This window comes from Nostoc sp. (assembly GCF_036916985.1).
GTDB lineage: Bacteria > Cyanobacteriota > Cyanobacteriia > Cyanobacteriales > Nostocaceae > Nostoc.
Window position 1 is genome coordinate 173,611 of sequence record NZ_JBALFD010000022.1, and the last position, 25,288, is coordinate 198,898.

General features: G+C 40.1%; 20 protein-coding genes. 10 read left to right on the top strand and 10 right to left on the bottom strand.

Annotated elements, in window-relative coordinates; all coding sequences use genetic code 11:
• The first annotated feature begins 39 nt into the window (after positions 1-39).
• A complete protein-coding gene (locus tag V7L07_RS09040; RefSeq protein ID WP_335056997.1) occupies positions 40-804 on the top strand; it encodes a DALR anticodon-binding domain-containing protein in 765 nt (254 codons plus the stop codon).
• A gap of 179 nt (positions 805-983) precedes the next feature.
• Here V7L07_RS09040 and V7L07_RS09045 read toward each other — a convergent pair whose 3' ends face one another.
• A complete protein-coding gene (locus V7L07_RS09045; RefSeq protein WP_335056999.1) occupies positions 984-1,853 on the bottom strand; it encodes a Cof-type HAD-IIB family hydrolase in 870 nt (289 codons plus the stop codon).
• Positions 1,854-2,263: 410 nt separating this feature from the next.
• A complete protein-coding gene (locus V7L07_RS09050) occupies positions 2,264-2,962 on the bottom strand; it encodes a PEP-CTERM sorting domain-containing protein (RefSeq protein WP_335057001.1) in 699 nt (232 codons plus the stop codon).
• A gap of 549 nt (positions 2,963-3,511) precedes the next feature.
• Between V7L07_RS09050 and polA the strand changes: the two genes are divergently transcribed.
• The gene (gene polA / locus V7L07_RS09055) at positions 3,512-6,457 is read left to right on the top strand and encodes a DNA polymerase I (RefSeq protein WP_335057003.1); all 2,946 of its coding nucleotides are present in this window, start codon (positions 3,512-3,514) and stop codon (positions 6,455-6,457) included.
• Between the two features lie 384 nt (positions 6,458-6,841).
• Positions 6,842-7,765 (top strand): ABC transporter substrate-binding protein, encoded by a 924-nt coding sequence (locus V7L07_RS09060; protein ID WP_335057005.1) that lies wholly within the window; start codon positions 6,842-6,844, stop codon positions 7,763-7,765.
• 155 nt (positions 7,766-7,920) lie between these two features.
• On the opposite strand, the gene V7L07_RS09065 is transcribed toward V7L07_RS09060, so the two are convergent.
• From V7L07_RS09065 to V7L07_RS09090, 6 genes are all read right to left on the bottom strand, one after another.
• Positions 7,921-8,358, bottom strand: a complete 438-nt coding sequence (locus V7L07_RS09065) for a hypothetical protein (protein WP_335057007.1) — start codon at positions 8,356-8,358, stop codon at positions 7,921-7,923.
• A gap of 12 nt (positions 8,359-8,370) precedes the next feature.
• Complete coding sequence (locus V7L07_RS09070; protein WP_335057009.1) at positions 8,371-9,783, bottom strand: amidase; 1,413 nt, start codon at positions 9,781-9,783, stop codon at positions 8,371-8,373.
• Between the two features lie 289 nt (positions 9,784-10,072).
• Positions 10,073-11,041, bottom strand: coding sequence for an FTR1 family iron permease (locus V7L07_RS09075; RefSeq protein WP_335057011.1), 969 nt, complete (start codon positions 11,039-11,041; stop codon positions 10,073-10,075).
• Positions 11,042-11,154: 113 nt separating this feature from the next.
• A complete protein-coding gene (locus V7L07_RS09080) occupies positions 11,155-11,589 on the bottom strand; it encodes a ferritin-like domain-containing protein (protein ID WP_179064066.1) in 435 nt (144 codons plus the stop codon).
• Between the two features lie 186 nt (positions 11,590-11,775).
• Positions 11,776-12,813 (bottom strand): ComEA family DNA-binding protein, encoded by a 1,038-nt coding sequence (locus tag V7L07_RS09085; RefSeq protein WP_335057013.1) that lies wholly within the window; start codon positions 12,811-12,813, stop codon positions 11,776-11,778.
• A gap of 173 nt (positions 12,814-12,986) precedes the next feature.
• Positions 12,987-14,012 (bottom strand): multicopper oxidase domain-containing protein, encoded by a 1,026-nt coding sequence (locus V7L07_RS09090; protein WP_335057015.1) that lies wholly within the window; start codon positions 14,010-14,012, stop codon positions 12,987-12,989.
• Between the two features lie 703 nt (positions 14,013-14,715).
• Between V7L07_RS09090 and V7L07_RS09095 the strand changes: the two genes are divergently transcribed.
• From V7L07_RS09095 to V7L07_RS09125, 7 genes are all read left to right on the top strand, one after another.
• Positions 14,716-14,907, top strand: a complete 192-nt coding sequence (locus V7L07_RS09095) for a CbtB domain-containing protein (protein WP_179064069.1) — start codon at positions 14,716-14,718, stop codon at positions 14,905-14,907.
• 308 nt (positions 14,908-15,215) lie between these two features.
• Positions 15,216-16,385, top strand: coding sequence for a hypothetical protein (locus tag V7L07_RS09100; RefSeq protein WP_335057017.1), 1,170 nt, complete (start codon positions 15,216-15,218; stop codon positions 16,383-16,385).
• A 274-nt stretch (positions 16,386-16,659) separates the two neighbouring features.
• A complete protein-coding gene (locus V7L07_RS09105; protein WP_335057019.1) occupies positions 16,660-18,687 on the top strand; it encodes a hypothetical protein in 2,028 nt (675 codons plus the stop codon).
• Between the two features lie 286 nt (positions 18,688-18,973).
• Positions 18,974-20,116 (top strand): 7,8-didemethyl-8-hydroxy-5-deazariboflavin synthase subunit CofH, encoded by a 1,143-nt coding sequence (cofH, locus tag V7L07_RS09110; RefSeq protein ID WP_335057021.1) that lies wholly within the window; start codon positions 18,974-18,976, stop codon positions 20,114-20,116.
• 547 nt (positions 20,117-20,663) lie between these two features.
• The gene (locus V7L07_RS09115; protein WP_335057023.1) at positions 20,664-21,344 is read left to right on the top strand and encodes a phosphatase PAP2 family protein; all 681 of its coding nucleotides are present in this window, start codon (positions 20,664-20,666) and stop codon (positions 21,342-21,344) included.
• A 250-nt stretch (positions 21,345-21,594) separates the two neighbouring features.
• Positions 21,595-21,999 (top strand): photosystem II protein Psb27, encoded by a 405-nt coding sequence (gene psb27, locus V7L07_RS09120; protein ID WP_179065027.1) that lies wholly within the window; start codon positions 21,595-21,597, stop codon positions 21,997-21,999.
• Positions 22,000-22,495: 496 nt separating this feature from the next.
• On the top strand, positions 22,496-24,007 hold the full coding sequence (locus tag V7L07_RS09125) for a family 10 glycosylhydrolase (RefSeq protein WP_335057025.1): 1,512 nt from the start codon (positions 22,496-22,498) through the stop codon (positions 24,005-24,007).
• A gap of 98 nt (positions 24,008-24,105) precedes the next feature.
• On the opposite strand, the gene V7L07_RS09130 is transcribed toward V7L07_RS09125, so the two are convergent.
• Both V7L07_RS09130 and V7L07_RS09135 read right to left on the bottom strand, forming a co-directional pair.
• Positions 24,106-24,615 carry a chloramphenicol phosphotransferase CPT family protein gene (locus V7L07_RS09130; protein ID WP_335057027.1) on the bottom strand — a complete coding sequence of 170 codons (510 nt, stop codon included), beginning with the start codon at positions 24,613-24,615 and terminating at the stop codon, positions 24,106-24,108.
• A gap of 69 nt (positions 24,616-24,684) precedes the next feature.
• Complete coding sequence (locus tag V7L07_RS09135; RefSeq protein ID WP_335057029.1) at positions 24,685-25,287, bottom strand: molybdenum cofactor guanylyltransferase; 603 nt, start codon at positions 25,285-25,287, stop codon at positions 24,685-24,687.
• Position 25,288: the final 1 nt, after the last annotated feature.

Below are 25,288 nucleotides of genomic sequence, written 5' to 3' on the forward strand. Positions count from 1 at the left end.
GTGTCCTTGCGACTATCAAAATCTCAGAATCGAAAAGCGATGGAGCTTGCTAATGCGATCGCCTCTGATTTATCAAGGATTTATGAGGACGTTTTTAGCATCCAAGTAGTTCCGCCTGGTTGGATACATTTTGAATTAACTCACTCAACTTTGGCGACTTGGTTACAAAGTCTCGTAGTGGGGAGTTTGGGGGAAGCAATGGAGCAGGGGAGCAGGGAGCAGGGAGCAGGGGGAGAAATCAATTCAAAATTCAAAATTCAAAATTCAAAATTAAAGAACTTCTGCCGACGCTCGCGGACTCGCTACCGCTACGCTATCCTGCCTCCTCTTTCCCAATCCCTAATCCCCAATTCACTGTTTGCTGTTCAATATGCCCATGCACGCTGTTGTTCGCTAGTGCTTCTGGCTCACCGAGAGGGATTGATTAAACTTAGAGAACCAGTTCCAAATACTAGTCCAGATTTTTGGGATGTTATCTCTCCTAACCCCATACCTTGGCTTAATTGTGACGGAACATTACGGCTAAATCACCCAGATGAGCGTCGTCTAATTGACGAATTAATACAAGTAGTAGACAACATAGAGTGCCCTGATGTTGGCGGTTCTGTGAAATGGGAAAAAGTAGCGCTGAATTTGAGCCAAGCTTTTGAAAAGTTTTGGTCTAATTGCCGGATTTGGGGTGAGGTGAAAATTACGTCACCAGAGCTAACCCAAGCCAGACTCGGATTGCTCATGGCTACTCAGTCAGTATTAAGATATGTTCTAGAGGAAAACCTGGGGATTGTTGCGCCCTTGGAGTTATAAATCGGTAATGCTGCTTAGGTAAAAATAAAAACTTTAATATAGCTATTGACTCAATGCACCACCTCGGCTACATTAGCAGGAGTGTGAGGAGCGAACCAGCTAGGGCACCGAGACGAAACACGGCCAGTCGTCGGTGTCCTTTCTGATTTATATGGATTAGGTTAAAAAAAGTACCTTCACTACAGCAAAAACTTTTCAATTGCTACTGCTGCCCCATCTTCTTCTACGCTAGGAGCTACCCACTGTGCGATCGCTTGCACTGCTGCCGGTGCGTTACCCATAGCAATACCAAGTCCAACATATTCCAGCATTTCCACATCATTGAAGTTATCGCCAATGGCCATAACGTTGGCTAACTCTAATCCCAACAACTCTTCGGCTAGGTAACGTACAGCAGTTCCCTTGTTTACAGAAGCGTTAGTTGCTTCAAAAAAGGTAGCTACAGATGTTGTCAAGTAAAGTTCAGCAGGTGTGTACTGACGGCGTAAATTTCCTAATAGCTTGTCGATTAGGTCAGTGTCATCGGATAAAGCAAGAATTTTTGTCGGTTCATTCGTTAAGGCTTGGCGTAAATCACCTACGGGAATTGGGATCACACCAGAACGTTCTGCATAAATTTGGGTTTCTTTGGTTAATTCACGGACGTATAGCTGATCGTTGATATAAAAGTGGACAGATAGGAGCGATCGCAACTCAGGTTGTTCAAAATAGTCGATTAGCTGGTGGGCGATTTCCCTGGAAACAGCCCAATGGCGATGAATTTTTTGAGCGATCGGGTCTTGAATCCAGGCTCCTTGATAGGCCATTAATGGTAAGGTAGAGCCGATGTCTTGGTGAAAACGCAAGGCTGAACGATACATTCTACCTGTGGCGATCGCCACTTGAATTCCTCGTGCTTGCGCTGCCACAATAGCTTGCTTTACACTTGCACTGATAGTGTTAGAGTGCCCTGCGATCGTGCCATCTATATCCAAAACTAGTAGTTTAATGTCTTTTGCAGCAGCCTGGTGATCGGTAGATGCCAAATGAGTGGCAGATGCTTTCTGCATAATTTCCTAGATTTTAAGTTCCAGTAAGAGGTTAACAGGGTCTAACGACCAGTGGGGAGTAATAACAAAAATTGGGTTCTCTACTCAACCTAATTTTTATAACATAAGGATGCTGAATCACAAGATTTTAGATTACTATATAGGACTCATATTTGATTTTTGAACAAAACTCAGTACACCTTTATTCCTTCTTCCCAGTCCCCAGTCCCTTACCTCTACGAGTAATTCAGAAATCAAATCAGATTGCTATAGTATTTTTTAAATATTGTTCAAAATTGCTCAAAATTCTGGATACTAATCATAACAAAAAACCCCAATTATCGAAAAAATCGGGGTTTTTAATTTAAATTAGAGAGCCTGACGGATAGATAGGATGGAAAAAACTGCTTATTCAAGAAAGTCTATGAATTTTAACCTTTGATCCAACTTTTTTTGCGTTGTGACAATAGACAAAGCCCAGCAATTAAACCAACTCCTAGTGTGGCAGAAGGTTCAGGTATTGATTTAACATCATCGTAGTCATAAGTTACTTTGATATTTGCTTTGGCAAGTGTTTGAACATAAGATGCTATGTTGCCCGAACCTGAAACTACTGAGTTGGCTGTAGCTGAGAACAAAAAGTCTATGTTGCTATTACCAATGAAAGACTGCAATAATTGGGTATCAGTGAAAGACTGAGTACCAGATTTTGTGGCAGTTAGTCCAGAAACAGTCTTTCCAGATGTACCACCAAAATCAATGGTGTTGTCAAATTGACCAACTTCGTAACTGAAGCTATTTTGTGGATTGAGCGCAAATAGAGACTGATTATTTAATTTTAAGGCGAGTTGACTGGCAAGATTTACTGTCACCGGACTTGAAGTATTACCTGTGTTTTCAAAACCTGCATTTCCAAGTATATCGCCAGTAAATCCTATCGTTACACCCTTGAGAGTGCCTAAAGACGAGTTAAACTGTTGGATGCTCAAAGGTGCATCAACAATATTTGTCAATTTATAATCAAGGGAACTAGTGTACGAGAGAGAGGCTGCATTAGCTACTCCAGAAGTTGCAGCTATTCCTGCCAAAGTTGTCGCAGCTGCCAGAGTGTTCAATAATTTTGTTTTCATGATGAAAGATTTTTTCTAAAACGAATCATTACAGGATTACTTACTTTCTAACTCTGAAACTTTACTTCTAGGCTTGATAAATACACGTAACTTTATGTAAAGCTTTTATATTCAAGTCCCTTCGGAAAGTATAGTTCATGAACGGTAGATATAAAGTTTTATTAAAGAAGAGAGGCTTTGATAGTGGTAGTCTTATATCGAAATACGAAGTTAGTGTTTGTGGTTCCTGAGAAGTAAGCTAGGTCTATCTAATTAAACATAAAGCGCTCAGGGGTATAGATCGCCGATTCCTGCTGAAAAGTTGAGGAATTGGTTACTATGTTGATACTCACGTACTTAATTAGGGTAGTATCCCTAGTAAAAGTTGCTTCTACTGGGCTTCCGTACTAAAACTGGATATACTTATGATTTTTAATATATAAAATTACACACAGAGTTATTTATAAAGTAATTTGTGCTGAATAAAGTACGCTATTATCGCCAAAGCCAAGCTGAACTAGCATCTAAAATTGCTAACGATGTGACAAAGCTTCTGGCTAAAATAGGGCTATGTCTGAAACTTTCACTTCTGTAACAACAACACGCCCCACGTTCATCCTCGTCGATGGACACTCGCTGGCCTATCGTTCATACTTTGCTTTCGCCAAAGGGCGAGATGGAGGACTGCGTACTAAAGCAGGTATTCCCACCAGTATATGTTTTGGTTTTGTGAAGTGCCTGCTGGAGGTCATGGCAACACAACAGCCTCAAGCAATGGCGATCGCTTTTGATTTGGCTGAGGCAACTTTTCGCCACGAAGCTGACGAGACTTATAAAGCCGATCGCCCGGAAACGCCAGAAGACTTCATTCCCGACTTAGAAAACCTCCATGAGTTGCTGAATGGCTTCAATCTCCCCTTTTTCACCGCCCCAGGTTTTGAGGCTGATGATATTTTGGGAACCTTAGCACAGCGAGTAACTGCGGCGGGCTATAGGGTGAAGATTCTCACTGGCGATCGCGATTTATTTCAACTGATCGATTCTGACAAAGAAATCACTGTTCTAAATTTTAGTCCAGATGCCCTAAAGCGCTCTACAAATAGCATCACGGAATTTGAAGCAGAACAAGTCAAAGAGAAGATGGGCGTTTTACCTTCACAAATTATTGATTTCAAGACTCTTTGTGGTGATAAATCAGATAATATTCCTGGTGTTAAAGGAATTGGTGAAAAAACAGCAGTGCAACTGCTGAATACATACGGTTCACTTGAAAATGTTTATGCTGCGTTAGATGAAATTAAAGGTGCAACTCAGAAAAAACTGGCCGCAGGTAAAGAAGATGCCGAGAAGTCTCGCTACTTGGCAACTATAGTTTTAGATGTTCCTATAGAATTTAATTTAGAAGATTGCCAATTAAAAGGGTTTGATACAAGCGTCTTATCACCAATTTTAGAAAAATTAGAATTCAAGTCTTTTCTAGGTAGGATAAACGACCTTCAGCAGCGTTTTGGTGGCAAAGTTGAAGAAAAACAAGAAGTAAAAATAGACGTAAGTAATACTAACTCTGCTAACTCAGAATTCAGCACTGATGAAGATAATGATTTGTGGTTTTTCAGTGCTAGTGACACGGCAGCAGTCCCACAACAATCTACTTCCCCGATTACACCGCGCATCATCAATACTGAAACCAAATTAACTGAGTTAGTGAAACTTTTGCAAAAATTCACTAATCCAGAAACACCCGTTGCTTGGGATACTGAAACTACCGCTTTAGAACCAAGAGATGCTGATTTAGTAGGAATTGGTTGCTGTTGGGGAACACAACCAGATGAAGTAGCCTATATTCCTGTGGGGCACAAAACTGGGGAAAATTTGCCTAAAGATTTGGTGTTAGAAGCATTACGCCCAATTCTCGAAAGTGCCGATTATCCCAAAGCTTTACAAAATGCCAAATTTGACCGCTTAGTTCTCAGGTGTCAAGGAATTAATTTGACGGGTGTAGTGTTTGATCCCATGCTGGCAAGTTACATTCTAAATCCCGATTCAAGTCATAATTTGATGGATTTGTCGCAGCGATATTTGGGATTGACGGCTAAAAGTTATTTAGATTTAGTTCCTAAAGGCAAAACCATCGCTGATATAGATATTCCCGCCGTAGCTGACTACTGTGGGATGGATGCTTATTCTACCTTTGGTTTAGTGGCGAAATTGCGTGAGGAGCTGGAAAATTATCCAGCTTTGTCTAAGCTGTTAGCAGAAGTCGAACAGCCACTAGAAGCAGTTTTAGCCGAAATGGAATACACAGGCGTTCGGATTAATTCAGCTTATTTACAAGAACTTTCGCAGCATTTAGAAACAGAGTTAGCCAGGTTAAAAGAGGAAGCAACTGAAATAGCTGGGGAAAATTTTAACTTGGGTTCTCCTAAACAATTGAGTCAAATCTTATTTGAAAAATTGGGCTTAAGTACTAGACATTCTCGTAAAATTCAAACAGGATTCTCTACAGACGCAGCAACTCTGGAAAGACTTCAAGAAGATGATAACACTGGGTTTGTTGAGGCGATTATTGAGTATCGCACCCTATCTAAATTAAAGTCTACTTATGTTGATGCATTACCTGCATTGGTGCGTCCAGATACCCAGCGAGTGCATACTGATTTTAATCAAGCAACAACATCAACGGGTAGGTTATCTTCTTCTAATCCGAATTTGCAAAATATCCCCATTCGTACAGCTTTTAGTCGCCAAATTCGCAAGGCATTTTTGCCTGAAGCTGGTTGGTTAATGGTGGCTGCTGATTACTCACAAATTGAATTGCGAATTTTGGCTCATTTGAGTCAAGAGCCGATATTAGTGCAAGCATATCAGCAAAATGAAGATGTTCACACTGTTACCGCGCGGTTAGTATTTGAAAAAGAAAATATCACCTCAGAAGAACGAGGGATGGCAAAAACTATCAATTTTGGCGTGATTTATGGAATGGGTTCTCTCAGGTTTTCGCGCTCAACTGGGATAGATAAGACTATTGCCAATGAGTTCATTAAGCGGTTTAATGAACGATATCCGAAAGTTTTTGCATATTTGGAGCGAGTGAAAAAAGAAGCGATCGCTCTTGGTTATGTAGAAACTATTTTCGGTCGCCGTCGTTATTTTGACTTTACTAATAACAGTTTACGCAAATTAAAAGGCAGCAACCCAGAAGATATCGATTTGAGTAAATTGAAGAATTTGGGTGCTTACGATGCAGGTTTATTACGCTCTGCGGCTAATGCACCAATTCAAGGTTCTAATGCTGATATTATCAAAATTGCAATGGTGAGATTGCATGAGGTTTTGAAAAACTATCAGGCGCGTTTGTTATTGCAAGTTCACGATGAATTAGTATTTGAAATTCCCCCTGATGAGTGGGGAGAATTACAAGTGCAAATTAAGTCGGTGATGGAAAACGCAGTTCAGTTGAGTGTACCATTGCTGGTGGAGGCGCGTGTTGGTGAAAATTGGATGGAGACGAAGTAAGTTTGATTGGGTATTAGGACAATTACATTGAGATGGGCGTACATTTGTTTTAGCAGTTACAACAGACCTAATCGATATCAATCTTATACCATTCCAGGACTTACGCAAAATCATGAAAAAACGAACCGCAAAGGACGCAAAGGACGCAAAGAAACAAGAGTTTCAGAGAGTTTTTGCGGGGAGCATCCCAATTTTTCAAAAATTCACGGGACTGACGCACAAACCCTTTATAACTGTCTTCTCTTTGCGTTCTTTGCGTTCTTTGCGGTTCGTTTCTCCATTTTCTTGTTCCTATCCTAATCCAGCACAACAGGAAATTTAAAAATCTGGGATGCTCCCGTTTTTGCGTAAGTCCTACATTCTTACCTCAGAAGGAATTTTAATATGTATCGTCGTTGGCTCTTATCTGCTTTAGCAATTTTGTTGAGTATAGTTTTAGTTGCTTGCACCACTGCAAATACTCAGCAACCACAAACCAAAGTGGAAAATAGCACTGAGGCGACTAATACGAACTCTCAACAATTATCAAAAGGCTCGGCAAAAAGAGTTGTTGCTCTTTCTTCTCTTTCTGCTGATATTATCTCTCGACTCGAACCAACAAAAATTGTTGGAATTACTGGTAGTAGATTATTTAAGAATGACTCAAGATTCAAGAATATTCCCCGCGTTAGTGAAGGTCAAAGTCCGCCAAATTTAGAGAAAGTGGTAGCACTCAAACCAGATTTAGTTATTGGTGCGGAAGGTTTTTCTAACATTCCAATTCAAAAACTTCAGCAGCTAGGAATTGCGACTTTGCTCACTAAGGTGAATAGCTGGGAATCTCTAGAAGAACTTACTAAAAAACTGGCTGGGTTAATTAATGCCGATCCTCAGCCTTTGTTAAACCGTTATAAAACTTTTTTGCCAGATAAGCCAACTCAGAGTCCTTCTACTCTAGCGCTGGTTAGTCGTCAACCAATTTTAGCGCCAAATAAAAACAGTTGGGCAGGGGATTTGTTGGCGAAGTTTCAGGCGAAAAATATAGCCGCAGATTTACAAGGCAAAAGCCCAGTTGGCGGCTATGTGACGCTTTCGGCTGAGAAAGTTTTAGAAGCAAATCCAGAGGTGATAATTTTAGTTAATCCTCCACAAGGAAATTCGGAAGCAGCGCTTTTAGATTCTTTGAAAAAGGAAGCTTTTTGGCAGCAACTACAAGCAACTAAAAATAACCGAGTTTATGTGTTTGATTATTTTGGTCTGGTGAATCCAGGTAGTATAGATGCAATTGAAAAGGCTTGTCAGCAGCTTAAGCAAGCGTTGTTTGCATAACAGGGTACTTAGTACAGCTTTGCATAAGTTCGTAACTTTATTTAAACGCAGAGGAACACAGAGGTAAACGCATAGGCACTTCGCCTTCCCGCAGGGTAGGTACGCAGAGTTTTGCCAAAGTTAATTCGCTATGAATTAATGAAATGTTGTACTAGCTATTTACAGTGTTGTTGAAGAAGAGATACAGCTAATTCAAAACTATTAGGTTGAGTTTGCACTGCATAGGCTTCTCTTTCTAAATCTTGCCGTTTGACATCAGTATAGCGTCTAAAAAATGGTCGAGCGTAATTGATTGGTTGAATTTTTAAACCTAAAGTTTTTATTTTTCCTTTTCCGGCGCATACCTGTGCTGCATGAACAGTTTCATGGATTAGTGTTTGAGTCCCAATATGTAACTCAAATACTACGGGATTAATCCAGATTTTTTTGTCAGCTTCTCTTAGTAACCCATAAGCTCCTCGCTTTGGTGGCAGTGCAATGATTACCTGAAACCCTTTCTTTTCTAATTGATTTTTTAAATCTACAAATTTTGACTCTAGATTGGGTATTTGAGAAAGCAGTAGTAAGGAATTTAATATGAAAATTTTGCTCACTGCTTTTTTTAATTACTTCAAAACATTTCTATTCAATTCTAATGGCATGATGAAAGGAGAAATGCTTTCGTAAGCTTTAGCTGCTTGCAATACCAGTAAATCTCTATATTTTGCAGCAACAATTTGTATCCCAACAGGTAAACCATTTGTAGTGAAGCCACAAGGTACAGATGCAGCAGGTTGTTGTGTGAGATTAAAAGGATAGGTAAAAGGTGCCCAATCGCGTTGCGGATTGTCAATAGATGATTGGGGTCTGTTTTGTCCAACCGGAAAAGCAACTGTAGCTAAGGTGGGAGTAATCAGTAAATCATAGTTTTCATGAAAGCGTTGCATTTGTCGTCCCAATGCTTCACGAGCATCTTGGGCGCTAAGATATTCTGCTACTGTGATGCGATCGCCTTCTTTGCCAATTGAGAGCAAACCTTCTTCAATGACAGCTTGTTGTTCTGGACTAAAGCCGCGCACTAACTTGGCTGCACCAGTTTGCCAGAAGGTTTGAAAAATACTGCGGGGATTTGCAAAACCAGGATCGACTTCTTCAACAACAGCACCAAGTTTGGCAAAAATATCAACTGCGGCTTTAACTAAGGCAGCTACTTCTGGATCGACATCAGCGTAGCCAAAGTTAGGACTGTAAGCAATCCGCAGTCCCGCAACACCTTGATCTAAATCAACAGTGTAGTCCTGTTTGTCATTTGATAAAGCATACCAATCCCGCACATCAGGATGGGCAATAACATTCATCATGACTGCGGCATCAGTGACAGTGCGAACTAGAACGCCAATATGAAACAAATTTCCTGTATGGGCTGATGGATAGCCAGCAACACGCCCAAAAGTGGGTTTTAAACCAAAGACTCCGGTTAAGGCTGCTGGCGATCTTGACGAGCCGCCGCCATCTGTACCGAGATGGAGTGTTCCCATTCCCAATGCAGCAGCAACAGCTGCCCCACCACTACTACCTCCAGGAGTCAAATCTGTATTCCAAGGATTGCGAGTAATCCCAGTCAGGGGGCTGTCGGTTACACCCTTCCAACCAAACTCTGAGGTTGTGGTTTTTCCTAGTAGTACTGCTCCTTGTTCGCGCAAACGAGCCACCGCAGGGGCATCTTCTGACCAAGGTTGATTGGAAGTAATCGCTTTACTGCCTCGTCGGGTTGGCAAACCCTTAGTTAAGAGTAAATCTTTGACGGTAAAGGGTATACCATCCACCAAGCCAAGGGGATTTCCATTCAGCCAACGCACTTCGGAAGCCTCTGCTTCAGCAAGAGCAGTTTTTTCATCAACGATCGCAAATGCATTAACTTGGCTATTGTAAGTATTAATCCGCTCTAGGGCAGCTTTGGTTACTTCTGTTGGTGACAACTGGCGATCGCGATATAGCGACAAAAGCTTAGAAGCGGAGAAATCAGCAATCTCTGACATATTTAGGATTGAAAAATGATGTTGTGATCAATTCTTGGTTAAATAAATCCGGCATAACTATCAACTTACCGTAGTTTGTCTCACAACTCAATCTTCAAATCAGTGGTGGATGATAAGGGACTTTCAAATAAAAAATACCCTATCGTTTTGACGGCAGGGGGCAGGGAGCAGGGAGCAGGGGGAAAGAAAATCGTTTTGATTTGGTTAAACTGGATAATTTATTTCTTGGAAGTTCCTAAGCGATCGCTAAAGCTATTCCCAGTCTGATACTGGGAATGAGACAAAAATCTTAATCTTTTGCAGAACTAATTGGTTTTTGACCAAAGGGGATATTCTTTTTAACTTCAGGAGAAGCACCTCCAAGGCTGCGGAAATACAGTCCTCCAATGGTGAGTAAAAACGTCACATATCCCACTGCTTGCACAAGATAGAGATTGTCTCTATAGCCAAATAAAGATTTGAGAATAATGCCAGGAAACTGTTCGTCAGGCAAGATTGTCGAAGTATTGGAAACGATTGGCCCCAAAATACAGGAGTGGACTTTTGTAAAACGTTCGTAATAAAAACAAAGGTTTTCTGTGGCACGACTGCTCAAGGCAAGGTTCGCTACAGCTTCGTCAAAGTGTTTCAAGGCTGAGACTACCAACCCAGCGACAATCAACACTAATAAAACGCCCATTACCTGAAAAAACTGGCGGATGTTAATTTTGACACCCCATTTAAATAGCAGCACTCCAATGGCAGATGCCGCTACTAAACCACCAATAGCGCCCAAGGCTGGCATTAATCCCTGTTGAAAATTAGCGGCAACAAACAGAACAGTTTCAAAGCCTTCGCGAACAACGGCAATTAAAATTAAGGTAAAAACACCCCAGCCAGCATTTGAGTTTTGTGTCAGCGCTTCTGTTACTGCTCCCTCAACTGTCGCTTTCATAAATCTGGCTTGTTTAGTCATCCAGATTAGCATCCAACTGAGCATTGCGATCGCTAATACACTAAACACACCTTCTAGTGCTGGCTCAACTACAGTGGTGTATTGAGGATTCGCGGCTCCCAGTATTTGAATTAACCAACTGAATAGCACACCTATTAAGGCACTGACGACAATACCAACGCCGACACCAGCATATACCCAAGAGTTGAGTCGGGATTGTTTCGCTTTTTTCAGCAAAGCTAGCACAATGCCAACAACAAGGGCAGCTTCCACCCCTTCTCGGAGTGTTATGACAAAAGTAGGTAGAGCAGTACTAAAATTCATCTTTTATCCTTTGTTTTTTGCCCTTTGTCATTAGTCAGTTGTCCTTAGTCTTTTGGATTTGTTTTTGACTAATGACCAATGACCAATGACTAATGACTAATGACTAATGACTATTAACTAAAATCACGTAGCATCTTTTTCAGTTCGAGATTATGCATCTCTTCTTGTCCAATCATACCGCGAGCGAATTCTTCCAGGTAAATGCTGGCATTGGTGACAGTCTCGAGCAATTTTTTATACAGTTCCAATGCCTTTTTTTCATGGGATAAGCTTTCTTCCAAGATATCCTTGACTTTATGCTGATAGGTTTCTTCCATTGGGGCGATTTTCAGGGAGGGATGCCCATCTAAACCGGTGAGAATTTCTCCCACTTGTTCGGCATGAAGTAAAGACTCACTTGCTTGTGCTTTGAAAAAAGCCACGATTGGAATGCGGTTAGGGCCAGTCACCATTAAAGAATAATGTGTATAGCGCACTACTCCTGCTAGTTCAAATTCCATGATGGCGTTCAGCAGGTCAATGGTCTTTTTATAGTCAAGTTCTTGCATCAGTTGTTAGTTCAAGTAATGAAGGGAGTGTAATTAGTTAGGAGTTAGGAGTTAGGAGTTGGAAGTTAGGAGTTAGTAGTTTGGGATTCATAACTCATAATTCATAACTCTTAATTCATAACTTTTCACTCTTAACTCCTAACTATTTTAAACTCCTGAACCTATACTTACCATTAAATTAAAGTGTTATCCCTGTGCTTGGGTATTAGATTTATCAACCACTTTTTGAGAGTTTTCCTCAATGGTTTTCACCAGTTTGGTAACATCATTAGGAATTTTAACTGCTTTTGCTGGTGGGATGGCGGCAGGCCAAACTTTTATTAGTTCAGCAAAACTAGTATCGATCGCTTTGTGTGCTTCGGGATCTGCTTGAGCTACTTGACTAGAAATTCCTTTGTATAATTCATTGGCATAAAATACAAAACCACGAGAGTCTTGATACTCAATTGGCGCTGTGATTTTACCATTTGCGATCGCAGCGCGATATTCTGAGTTGGCTGAATCTAGTAGTTCGTTAATTACCTGTAGTGTAAATCCTGGTTTTGAGCGTTGGGCTTCTGCCAAAGCTGCGATCGCTCCGTCAACTGCTTGTACTGAAGAGGTAAAATTAGTTTTAACTTTGCTATCTTTGGGACTAGATTTTACTAAATCTTGCAAACTCACCAATGTTGTCTTAAATTCTTTGACTTTGCGCTCATTAAGTTGATCTTCTACATCAACATAAATTTCTTCAACTGGATGTCCAATATGAGGTTCTGCTTGTTTTGGCTGATTCTGTTCTAGCAGTTCTCGTGCTACCAAAAGATGCCCTTTCATTAAGCCTAATTTCGACATATAGTCAACATCTTTTGCCTCACCTGTGAGTACCACTTCTTGAACACCAATCTGGTCTTTAATTTGGTCGAACTGCTCTTGAGTAATTACTTTTTTAGTAACTAAATCTTCTGGGCTACCATAAGGACGATTTGCCTGAATTTTGTTTGATAAAGCCGGAATACCTAGTTTGCCTTCAAGCTTATCCAATTCTGACAATATAGCAGTGTTAATGTTAATTTTCTCTTTACTACTGTGACCACTATGACTGTTATTGCTTACTGCCTCTGTAGCCGCAGGACTAACAACTGGTGCTGATGGATTTTCTGCGGTTGGCGTACTACTACAGGAACTCAAGGTAACTATTAAAGTTGCTGCTGCTGCTAAATAGATATAACGAAGTTTGATCATCTTTGCTCCTCGCACAACTAAAAAAGGTATTAATTGAAACATTTCAAACTATTACTAAAAAGTAGTTTGTTTGACAGATTGTCATAGATTTTACTGTTGCATATAATGATATTTTTTATCAACTAGTTACCTAAAATTTTTATGAATTAATTACAAGTTACTAAATAATCTTGTCAAGAATGTTTAACAGGATTTTGAGAGTTATTTTCAGTAAGTACTTCAAATTGACCCATGCAGCCGTTTTCTGCGATCGCATCCTGATGGGGATGGAACATATATTTACCTGGATAGCGGAAAGCAAATTCTAAAATGTGCCTTTCTGCGACACCCATCGTAATCACATCTGCTTTCTCGCTAGGAGTCATAGTCATGCCATAGCGATAGACATCAAAGAAGTTGGCGTGAAGATGAAAGGTAACAGCCGGATCGTATTCAATGATGTTGAGAACATACAGCCGAATCAACTGATCTTTGTAAATGCCAATGGGATGATGCATGTAATAGTGGGGCAGACCGTTGAAGGCGTAATAATCATTATGGCTATCATCATTCACGTCATATCCACCCATCACTAATACGATTTCATCAGCTGGGGGACGGGGAGTCGGTGGATCGATGATAAACATTCCGTACAGTCCCTTGGCAATATGACGGGTGACTGGTTCAATATGGCAGTGGTATAAATGAACCCCATAAGGTTCAGCATCAAATTCGTAGATTGTCGCACTACCATTGCTAATTGGCCGAACACCATCCATTTCCGCCGGATGAACGCCATGAAAATGCAAAGAGTGAGAATGTCCCGCGTTGTTGAGAAATAGTACCCGGATGCGATCGCCTTGTTTTGCCCGTAGCGTTGGCCCTGGTATGCGACCGTTTAAATCCCAGATGTTATAAGAGACAGCACTATTGAGTTTTATGATGGAAGTACCAGCAGTTAATTGAAATTCCCGGATAGTCCGCCCATTTTCTTGCTTCACCGTCCCATAATCAAAATCCCTCAACATCTTCATCGGATTAGTAGCGTCATCTGGTGCTTCTATATTGAGTGGTGGCACTTTGACGGTTGACTTACTTTGTAGATTTAGCATCTGCCAAAGTCCAGCTGCGCCAGTCACTCCAGCACCCGCTAGACCCAGCTGCAATAATTGACGGCGGCTCCAAGGTTTGCCGTTACCCAGAGCGAAGTTGTTGGGCATGACATTGTAGTTACGGTTAGCGCTAAAAAAGAATTGCAAAAGATTTGCAATTGTTTTTAAATATTAAAGGAATTAATAATTATTGTCAATAATTTTATAGTGCTTCCCAATTGCTAGTGTAAGTTATTAAATTTAGAGCAAGCGAGAATCATTCCCTAGAAACTCTAGTAAAATTCTCTTAAGTATTTATACGCTTATTTGTGTATAAATTATATTGACAATAAGCTAACTGTTTGATGCCGATTCCTGATATGCTTATTGCTTGAGTAGTACTTAGAATACAAACAATGTGTATAGTAGCACCTTAGAAGATATGGACGCAAGCAAGAAACTGTCGCTAGTCTGTAGCGTATTTAATTAGCTTAGAGATAACATAAATTGCGTTTCTTCAAGTCATTTTCGATGCTTGGCAACATGAGCATTTTTAATTTTTATCTGTTACCTTCGTGTTATTAGCATTGAAAATGCCGTTACTCTAAACCATGTGTCATTCTTTTGTTATTTGTATGGATTTTGTGTGTAGAATTCTGCATCGTGATGAGCCGATGTTCAAAGAATAGTATAGTATTCACTAAAGCCAAATTACACAATACATTTAATACACACTTGTCAAATACAAAGTTGATCGTATATCTTTTTCCAATCAAGGGGTGTCATACCCTTTGATTGATGGATTAGCCAAATTTATTATAGGATGTCAAAAATGACTACTTTTTCTCATATTTCAATATTGCAGAAGACCGCAGGTATTACCTTATCCAAGCCTGTGCAGGTAACGCTCTATATGCTGCTATCTTCTTTAGTTATCTGGACTGTGTTGTTCTCCACCTATCCTGCGGTTCATAACACAGCACACTCAACACGTCACCATACATTAGGCGTTGCATGTCACTAAATTAGTATAATCGCAAGATTTTTTAGGTGCATGAAGCTTTGCTAGGTAACATAATAAAGTTACAACGCTAAAATAACGCGGATTGTGCGTCATTGTTTTTGATTGGAAATGACTTTTAGGTTTTGTAGAGATGCTTTTTTCCATCTCTACATCACCTTAAATTAATTTGAGATGATGTCTGATTTATGATTAATTATTACACTTATTTTTTTTTACTTAGTAATAATAATCTGAAATAAATTTCATCTACTGCTATTAATATTTCAGTCGCATAAAGTACGTGAGCTTAATATTTACCATAAGTTATTATGAAAAAATATCGACTTTTTGGAGTTATCAGCGCTGTTTGTATCACTTTGTCAATTCTTTATTCTTTTGTGGGAAATTCTCAAATTCCTACATCCAGAGTGCTACTTTCGACCAACCCGCCTTTAGAACGTATTCTGCCTTTTGAAGCAGAGGCAGAAAAACCACAATCTCCTGTTAAGCTGACGCTACAAGCTGTTGATGCTGCGGGTAAATCTTTAACAAATGCCAAAATTAGTTTACAAATTCTGACACCGCCGCCTAATCCTTGGTTAACAACAGATTTTCCCATTGTCGAGGGAACAAAATTGTTACAAATGAATGCTAATGCACTTGATGGTAAGCTAGAAATTCAGCAGATGTTACCCATACGTGGTAATTATCAACTGTTAGTTAAAGTGTCACCTTTGGTAGCAAATACTTTTGCTGCTTATGAACAAACTTTAAATCTGCATGTCCGAGAAAATCCAGTTAAATATAAATATTTTGTTGTGATCGCAGCTATATTACTGTCACTGGGATTGTTGGGTGGTTGGGTTATTGGCGGACAAGAAGAACTCCAACAAGGAGAAATTGCACCCCAGTCAGTCCGGCTTTTATTAAGTGCATTGACTGTAGTGGCTATAGTAACCCTATTATTTATCAATATTAGTGCAGAAGTTGCTGAAGCTCATGGCAGTGAACATCACCCAAGTAGCACCGAAGTAATCGCACCATCATCTCAAAAATCTCAGGGATTAGAAATTAACCTTGAAGGAGATAAAAATGCAACTGTCGGAAAACTTGCAAATTTAGCGCTACAGGTGAAAGATACCGCAAGCGGACAACCAATCATAGATGTAGCATTACAGGTGAAAGCGATCGCCACAGAACATAATTTAACAGTCTTTGATTACAAAGGTATTCCCGACGATCAAGGTAAGTTAATATGGCAAGAACAATTTTTTGATGGTTCACCCCACAAAATCGAGGTGGAAGTAACTCCTATAACAGGATTTAACCGTCAATTTACACCAGTGAAGGTAGCGCAAGAAGTCGAAGTTGAAGCGATCGCACCACCAATTTATATCCGATTGATTGGTTTATTCTACTTTACAGCCTTTGTCGGCATTGGTATGGCGATTGGACTGCTAATACAAAATCGACGAAAACCACAAACAAGAGCAAATTAGTTGTATTCACTGCTTGACTGTATTAATCGGTCAAAATAGTGTGGTTTTTTGACCACACTGTTTTTTTGTATTTAGCAATTTTAACCACTTTCGTATGTTTTAAGCTCGTTTCTGCGATCGCTAAAGCAGATGGCGGGTGTATACTATATTTCCTCATGCAGGCAAGATATACGTGAGGGATTACCAACGAATAATATTACCACTACGGAGTGGACATCTTGTCCGGCCTTGGTTATTATGGGCGGCGAGACGCTCATCCCACAATAAAAATTGGATGTTTATAATTTTACCTCTCATTTCTTTAATTGCTATTTTTTTGTTAATTAATAAAAATTCTCGTGATTGGCGAAAATCGCTGATAGTAGCCTTTACTTACTGGGGAGTTTTGCTCACTGTCATCACAGAAATTTTGAGTTTCCTTAAATTAATTACTTTTGGTGGGATATTAGTAACTTGGGGATTAATATGTATAATATTGATTTCTATATATTTGCGGTTAAATTCTCAAAAAACTGAGATTTTAGAGCCAAATAACTCTTTTCAAGTAAATGAAAATCTTAAAATCCCATCAGTTATAAAATTTTTGTTATCTGGCGTGGGTTTTGTTGTAGCGACAATTGGATTAATTGCAATTATCGCACCACCCAATAACTGGGATTCTATGGACTATCACATGAGTCGTGTTGCTCATTGGATAGAAAATCATAGTGTTGCTCATTATCCAACAAGTTATACTCCACAGCTATATCAAAACCCTTGGTCAGAATTTGTAATTTTGCATTTTCAAATTCTCACTGGTGGTGACTACTTTGCTAACTTAGTTCAATGGTTTAGTATGATTGGCAGTATTATTGGAGTGTCATTAATTGCCAAAAAACTCGGAGCAGATTTACAAGGTCAGGTTTTCTCTGCGGTTGTAACTGCAACAATTCCTATGGGAATATTGCAAGCGTCTGGTACTCAAAATGATTATGTAATTGCCTATTGGGTAGTTTGTCTTGCTTACTATTTGCTATCAACTATTGAAGCTAAAAACAGCAATGTGTGGATAAATTCATTCAATATTGGTAGTAGCATCGGATTAGCTATTTTGAGTAAGGCAACTGCTTATTTTTATGTCTTTCCCTTCTTAGTTTGGTTTGGTTTATACCAAATTAAACGTTTGCGTTGGCAAGTATGGAAGCCTGCTTTGATGGTAGCAAGTATATCTTTATTACTTAATATTAGTCACTATTTACGCAATTATCATTTATTTGGTTCACCCCTTGGTGAACCAGGTGAATATAAAAATGAATTACACGGTATTAATATACTTTTTTCTAATGTTATCAGAAATCTGGCTTTGCATATAGGCACACCGATTGGTTTATGGAATGGAATAGCAAATAAACTAATTAAAATCATACATACATTAATCAGTGTAGATATTAACGACCCCCGAATAACTTTTTCCAAAACATTCTTTGTACCAGGAGGTTGGTCAACAATTGGGATATATGGTAATGAAAACGATGCTGGTAATTTTGTACATTTAGCATTGTTAATTACATGTATAATTATTTTAATTACCCGAAAATCTATTCGTAAAGACAGTTATCTAGTTGCTTATTTTATTGCTACCATATCTACATTTTTTATATTTTGCTACTTGGTCAAATGGCAAGCTTGGAATAGTCGTCTTCATTTAACTTTCTTCGTATTAATTTCTCCATTTTTAGGTATTATTTTATCTAAGCTAAAAAAGCAAAAGATAGCAATTTTACTAGTAACATTTTTGCTAATATCATCTTTGCCTTGGCTATTTTTTAATCGATATAGACCTATCATTAATAGCAACAATATATTCCAAACCACCAGAACTGAGCAGTACTTCAGTAATAGACCATACCTCAAAGGTACTTACACAGGAGCCGTTGAGTTTTTAAATTCAAAAAAATGCTCTAATATTGGGCTATTAATGGGAAATGACCCTTGGGAATACCCTTTGTGGGTACTTTTACAGCAAAATAATCAAGAAGTAGTTAAAATTCAACACGTTAATGTCACTAATATTTCGGCAAGTTTAGAAAAACAGGATTCCTATAAAGATTTTCAGCCTTGTGGGATTATTGCAATGGAAACTAAAAAAAGTAAACAAAATAAATCTCTAGAGGTTAATTTTAAAGGTAAAACTTATACTCGGTCTTGGGATTCTCCAGAACTTGGTGTATTTATTAAACAGAATTCAGGAGTCAGGAGTCAGAATTCAGAATCTGACTTTTCACGGCATCTAGAAAACCTCACTTCTATTTCTCTCTCCTAAAAGGAGAGAGACTTTGAATTTTCCCCTTCCCGCGACGAGTTGGGGGTTAGGGGGTTAGGTTTTTGGTGGACTTTTCCACATAACGTGAAAAGTCAGAATTCAGAATGAATTATGTGCAACTGGCGGATAGCGCAGCGTAAAGCCTTCTCTACGAGAGGCTGCGCCAACGCTTAAAGCGAGTATTTTCTAGTCGCATCTTGATTCTGACTTCTGAATTCTTCTTCAATAAGTAAAATTTTATTTCCCAGATTATAAAATTAAGATTTGCTGAGAAATTAATCAAATAATGCTGACAAAAACTGTTGTTGAAAAAATTCTAGAACGTGCCTTGATGGGGTATGACTTATCTCCCGAAGAGGGAGTAGTGTTATTACAACAAACTGACCCAGAGGCGATCGCAGCAATACGTACTACATCCGACACACTCCGCCATACTCAAGCAGGCGATACTGTCACCTACATAATTAATCGTAATATCAACTTTACTAATATTTGTGAGCAGCACTGTAGTTTTTGTGCTTTCCGTCGAGATGATGGTGATGTCAGTGCATACTGGTTAGATTCAGCGCAAATTTTGGAAAAAGCGACAGATGCAGTGCTACGCGGTGCGACGGAAATCTGTATGCAGGGTGGGTTAAATCCACAAGCGCAAATCAATGGTAAATCTTTGCCCTACTATCTCAAGGTAGTGGAAACCATCAAACAGGAATTTCCCCAGATACATCTGCACGCTTTCTCTCCCCAAGAAGTGCAATTTATCGCCAGACTAGACGGACTCGAATACGCTGATGTGATTATTGCTTTGCGCGATGCCGGAGTTAATTCAATGCCGGGAACAGCAGCAGAAGTATTAGACGATGAGGTTAGGCGGATACTGTGTCCAGAGAAGATTGATACAGCCACTTGGCTAGAAATTGTCAGCACTGCTCACAAATTAGGACTGCATACCACTAGTACTATGTTATCTGGGCATATTGAAACCCACGAACAGCAAATCGGGCATTTAGAAAAATTGCGATCGCTCCAAAAAACCGCCATCAATCAGGGATATCCAGCAAGGATCACAGAGTTTATTCTATTACCCTTCGTTGGACAAGAAGCGCCCAAATCCTTACGTCGGCGTGTCGGACGCGATCAACCAGTTTTAACCGATGCATTGCTATTAGGGGCTGTAGCACGAATTTACTTAGGTAATTGGATTCCCAACCATCAACAGAGTTGGGTAAAACTAGGGCTTGCAGGTGCGACAGAAGCCTTAGTTTGGGGTTGCAACGATATCGGCGGCACATTGATGGAAGAACATATCACCACAATGGCGGGTGCTTTGGGTGGTACATGCATGGAAGTGGAAAGTTTGGAAACTGCGATCGCTTCTTTAGGACGACCTTATCAACAACGAGATACCCTGTATCAAAAAATTAGGAATTAGGAAAAAATTTCTCTTCAATCTCCTTACTCTGTGTTCTCTGCGCCTCTGTGGTTAAATAAATTACTTTTAAACCGCAGAGTCACAGAGATATCAGAGAGAAAAAATAGATTTTACGAGTCAGCTTCAGGGATTTCCAACTAAAAAAATATTCCATCGTTGTGTGTGCAGAGGAGGCAGAGGAAGCAGAGGAGAAAGAATCTGCCACTATGAAAATGGGATAATTTATTTTCTGGAAGTCCCTCAATACTTTTCGGTTAAGACAAGAGACACGATGAATCGCCATCCTTGCAATAATCAGTCTTTTGTAGAGACGGCGATTTATCGCGTCTTTATAATCTATAATTTTCTCAAAAAATCTTAACCAAACCGTATTGGAGTAAGCTTGATTGGCATCACATATTTTTATTATTAATATGAACATTAATAAAATCAGATTAAGCTCAAATTAAGAATATGTGATAAAAAATTTAATCTTAACCTTGTAGGTAAGATAATCCTTGCTCAGTGTTAGCAAGCTCTAATAATTTAAAGGTAATGAAATTTAAGTATGCTCCGACAAATTTCTAACTTATGGTTGCGTCATATACATCCTCGTTTGGCTCCCTTAATTGCCACAATTGGTATTGTTGGACTTGCTAGTTGTCTGCTCATCCTTTTTGTTTTAGCAAAACTGGCTGAAGAGGTTTTGGAGCGAGAAGCGTTTGCATTTGATACTAATTTTCTGTTATGGCTACATCAATTCGCCAATCCAAATTTAGATAATTTAATGCTGTTTATTACAAATCTTGGCAATCCTAGTACAGTGGTTATAATTGCAAGCATTAATGTCTTGTTACTTTGGTGGCGACGTTACCAAGAAGAAGCGAAAGTTTTTGTACTTGCCTGTTTGGGAGGGTTAATTTTAAATACAGGGCTAAAGTTGTTTTTTTCTAAACATCGCCCAGAACTATGGCATCAGTTGATTTCTGAAAAATCCTTTAGTTTTCCTAGCGGTCATGCACTAGGTTCTATGGTACTTTATGGTTTTATTGCTCACGAATTGGCAAATCACTATCCTCATTTTGCCAAAGTTATTTATAGTTTGACAGTTATTCTAATTGCTGCTATTGGTATCAGCCGCTTATATTTAGGAGTTCATTGGCCCACAGACATAATTGCAGGTTATGGAGTCGGTTTTTTATGGCTGATGATATGTATTACGATACTTAAATTGCAAAGATTGAGGTAGAAAAAGTTACTTAATTAAATCCGATCAACTTCTAATTCCATAAGTTCGCAAAGAAGACAGCGCGATGATAATTGTCCAATTAGATTTTTTAATAATTTGACTTTTTTGCCCAAGATGCTTGTAAATGAGCGCTTTTTATGCAATAAAACAGCCCTCTGCTTAGTCCCATATTCCCCACTCCTCACTGAATTGATCCCCAAGTTACCAATCCAAGATAGGATGGACGTTGATTTACGTATTCTTTTACTTAATGCATATGAAACGCTATTGGTCGCGTTTGCTTGCGCTGGTTTTGGTTGTATCTATCGGCTTAATGGGTTGTTCTGGTAGTCCAGATAGTTTGACTGGGGATTATCGTCAAGACACCTTGGCTGTGGTGAATATTATGAGACAAGCTTTGGATCTTTCACAAGATTCGCCAGATAAAGCAGCAGTTCAAGCAGAAGCGCGTCAAAAAATTAATGACTTTTCCGCTCGCTACCAGCGGGTCAACTCTGTTTCTGGTCTTGGTTCCTTTACAACCATACGAACAGCCCTCAATTCCCTAGCTGGACACTACAGTTCTTACCCAAATCGTCCTGTACCCGAAAAACTCAAAAATCGTCTAGAGAAGGAGTTACAGCAGGTAGAGACGGCGCTGAAACGTGGTGGTTAGCTATTAACTATTGCTTATTCCATCATCAATAGTCAGGAGTCAAAAATTTTGACTCTTGGCTATTTTGTCGAATTTATATAAACCTGAGCTTTAAATTTTTAACTATATTAACGTGAGTCTCTGTTGGAGGCGCACGTTAATATAAGCCAATGGATTGGTATCAAAGTATATTGCCAGATTTAATTCACTGCGAATTAATGAAATACTGTATTTATGTAAAAAATATTACTATTTTTTTTAGATTTTCACTAACTAAGTAGAAGCAGAATCTACCTAATAATAGACTAAACTTGCCTTGTATTCAGGTATTCTATACCGCCATTTATACGTTTATGTGTTTATAAAAGAATACGGCAACAGAAATATGTTCTTGGGAGTCTTAAAAAAATAGGTTTCAGAACCCTTGCGAGTTAAGTGTGTAATTATATACACATTTTCAATAGTTTTCTGATTTGGGATTGATTTGAAGTTTGAATTTGTTCATCTACTGGTAGGTATGTCTAACCGTCCCTTGAACTTTATAAGATCAACATTATTTTGGCGGCGCTTATTCGCTGTTGTTTTCACTAGTAGTTCGTTACTCCCCAACTTTGAGAGCGAACCAGCAAGGGCGCAAGTGAGTCAGTATTGTCAGTTATCATCAGCGGTGGCGCAAGAAAAAGAAAGCTTACGTTTGTCAGCCCTTAAAGGCAATGAAAATGCTCAAACGCGCTACCAAAATATGCTAAAAGAGCAGGCACAGGAATTACAGGAGTGCCGGACTCGGACTTGGCCGCAAGTTCAAGCTATTTGGTTGCGCTTGTATCCTTGTGACATTCAGCCAGGAACAATCGATCAGATTATGGATCGGATTGTTAATCGTGGCTATAATCAAGTTTATTTAGAAGTCTTTTACGACGGACAGGTATTATTACCAGCAAGAACTAATCCGACAGTTTGGCCTGCCGTGATTCGCACCCCTGGGGCAGAAAACACTGATATACTCGCCACAGCAATTAAAAAAGGTAGGCAACGTGGTTTGAAGGTCTACGCCTGGATGTTTACCACAAATTTCGGCTATACTTACGCCCAGCGTCCAGATAGAGAAAGTGCGATCGCTCGTAATGGCAAAGGTCAAACGAGTTTATATGTCGTAGATAACGGCTCTCAAGTATTTATCGATCCCTACAACCTGCAAGCAAAACGCGACTACTATCAATTGGTACAAGAAATTTTGCGTCGTCGTCCAGATGGCTTGTTATTAGACTACGTGCGTTATCCCCGACAAGCTGGAAGTGATTCCATCGCCACTAAAGTTTCAGATTTATGGCTATTTACTCCCGCAACCCAAGAAGCTTTATTTAAACGGGCACAAAATTACAAAGGATTGGACTTAATTCGCCGCTTTTTGAGCAAGGGATTTGTCACTGGTGGAGATATAGCGGAAATCGATAAACTTTATCCCCAGGAAGGAGAACCCCTTTGGCAAGGACGCCCTCTCCCACCAGCAGAAAAATCAATCCTGCCTGCAACCGATAGACAGCCGCTTTTACAATGGGAGTTGTGGCAGCTTGCCGTTGCCCACGCCATGCAAGGAATTCTAGATTTTGTCACCATTGCTAGTTACCCAGCAAAGCAACAAGGTATTTCCACAGGAGTGGTGTTTTTCCCAGACGGCAATCAAACTGTAGGACAAGGGTATGATTCCCGCTTGCAACCTTGGGATCGGTTCCCCACTACATTAGAGTGGCATCCAATGGCTTATGGAAATTGCGGTGATGTTAGTTGTATTGTGTCGCAAGTGCAGCGGGTTTTGAGTATGGCAAAACCAGGTACACAGATTATCCCGGCTTTAGCTGGTAAATGGGGAGAATCTGTAAGCAATCGTCCATCCCTAGAAGTACAAATGCAGGCACTCCGACAGTTTGCCCCCCAACTCAAGGGAGTGAGCCATTTTGCTTATTCTTGGCAATATCCTGAGAGTGATAGCGATCGCAAATTCTGCCGAGTTAAGTATAGTGTGCCGTGAGTCGTTGGAATGCCGACGGTGCTGGATTATCTGCGAGGTGCTGGCGGATCACCTCGGCACACGCACCTGGGCTTAACAACGAGGTATCAACTTCCAGGTCATAGAATGCCAGGGATGTGGACTTCACGTTGCCATAACTGAACCGGATGTGGTATCGGGGAGTCGCCTGTACTTCCCACGTTCCACCCCGTTTTTTGTCGTCGTTCCATAATAATCTCGATGGGACAGCGAACACCTACAAACAAAACCGGCAATCCGTTCAAACGTCGGGCACTATCAGCCAGAATACCCCGCTCCATTGCGTAGCCATCATGGTGTCCGACATCAACCACGACATTCAGACCCAAACGGCTATGGGCGGCGATGGACTCATACATAGCGCTGTACAGAATGGGAACCACCGGTTCAATGTCCTGGCGTTCTCCCCCTGGCCGCAGACCGATCCCAGGCAGGTATCGTGCGGGAGTCATTTGCATAAACCTATCAACACCCAAGTTCATCCATAGACCATCAAATGTCTCCTGGATAACTGCGACAATGCTTGATTTACCCGATCGCGGGACACCATTCAGGATGATAATCTGTCCTAGTTCCTGTGCCTGCCCCATGATCACTCCTCGCGTTCTTGATATATTAAGCTAGCAGTTCCAGTTCACGATTCAATCCCATTCGCAAACTTAACTTAAAGCCAAGTCCTCTGGTGTATTACAGTTAAACAGCATTTCGGCTTCTGCTAAAGGCAAAACTTCTACCGGATATTGCCGCAACCACTGTTGAAACGATCGCCCCCCTTGGTTGATAAACTCTAAAAGTTGTGGCAAACAGTGGCGGCGATAAAAACCACACAGGGGTTCCCAACCTTTGGGATGATGAGCTAAAGCTGCGATCGCATTATCTCCTACATCATCAAGTCTAGTTACCCATTCTTGCAACACATCAACCCGCAATCTCGGTAAATCGCAAGCTAGCAACAGCACCCATTCTGTTTGGACTTGCGCTAATCCTTGAGCAAATCCTACTATTGGCCCCTGGGCTAGAGATTCTCTAAACATAGGCACTTCTCGGATAAACTGACAACCAGGCAAAAGCAAATCTTGATAGCGTTCTGGCCAGGGAGTGACTATATAAATAGTATCTGCACAACCTTTGGCGATCGCACAAACTCGCTGTAACAACGGCACTCCTTGAATGGGAATCAAGGCTTTATCTTGACCCATGCGAGAACTCTTCCCGCCGGCTAATACAATGGCGGTTAATTTGCTAGATGAGTTAATAGTCATT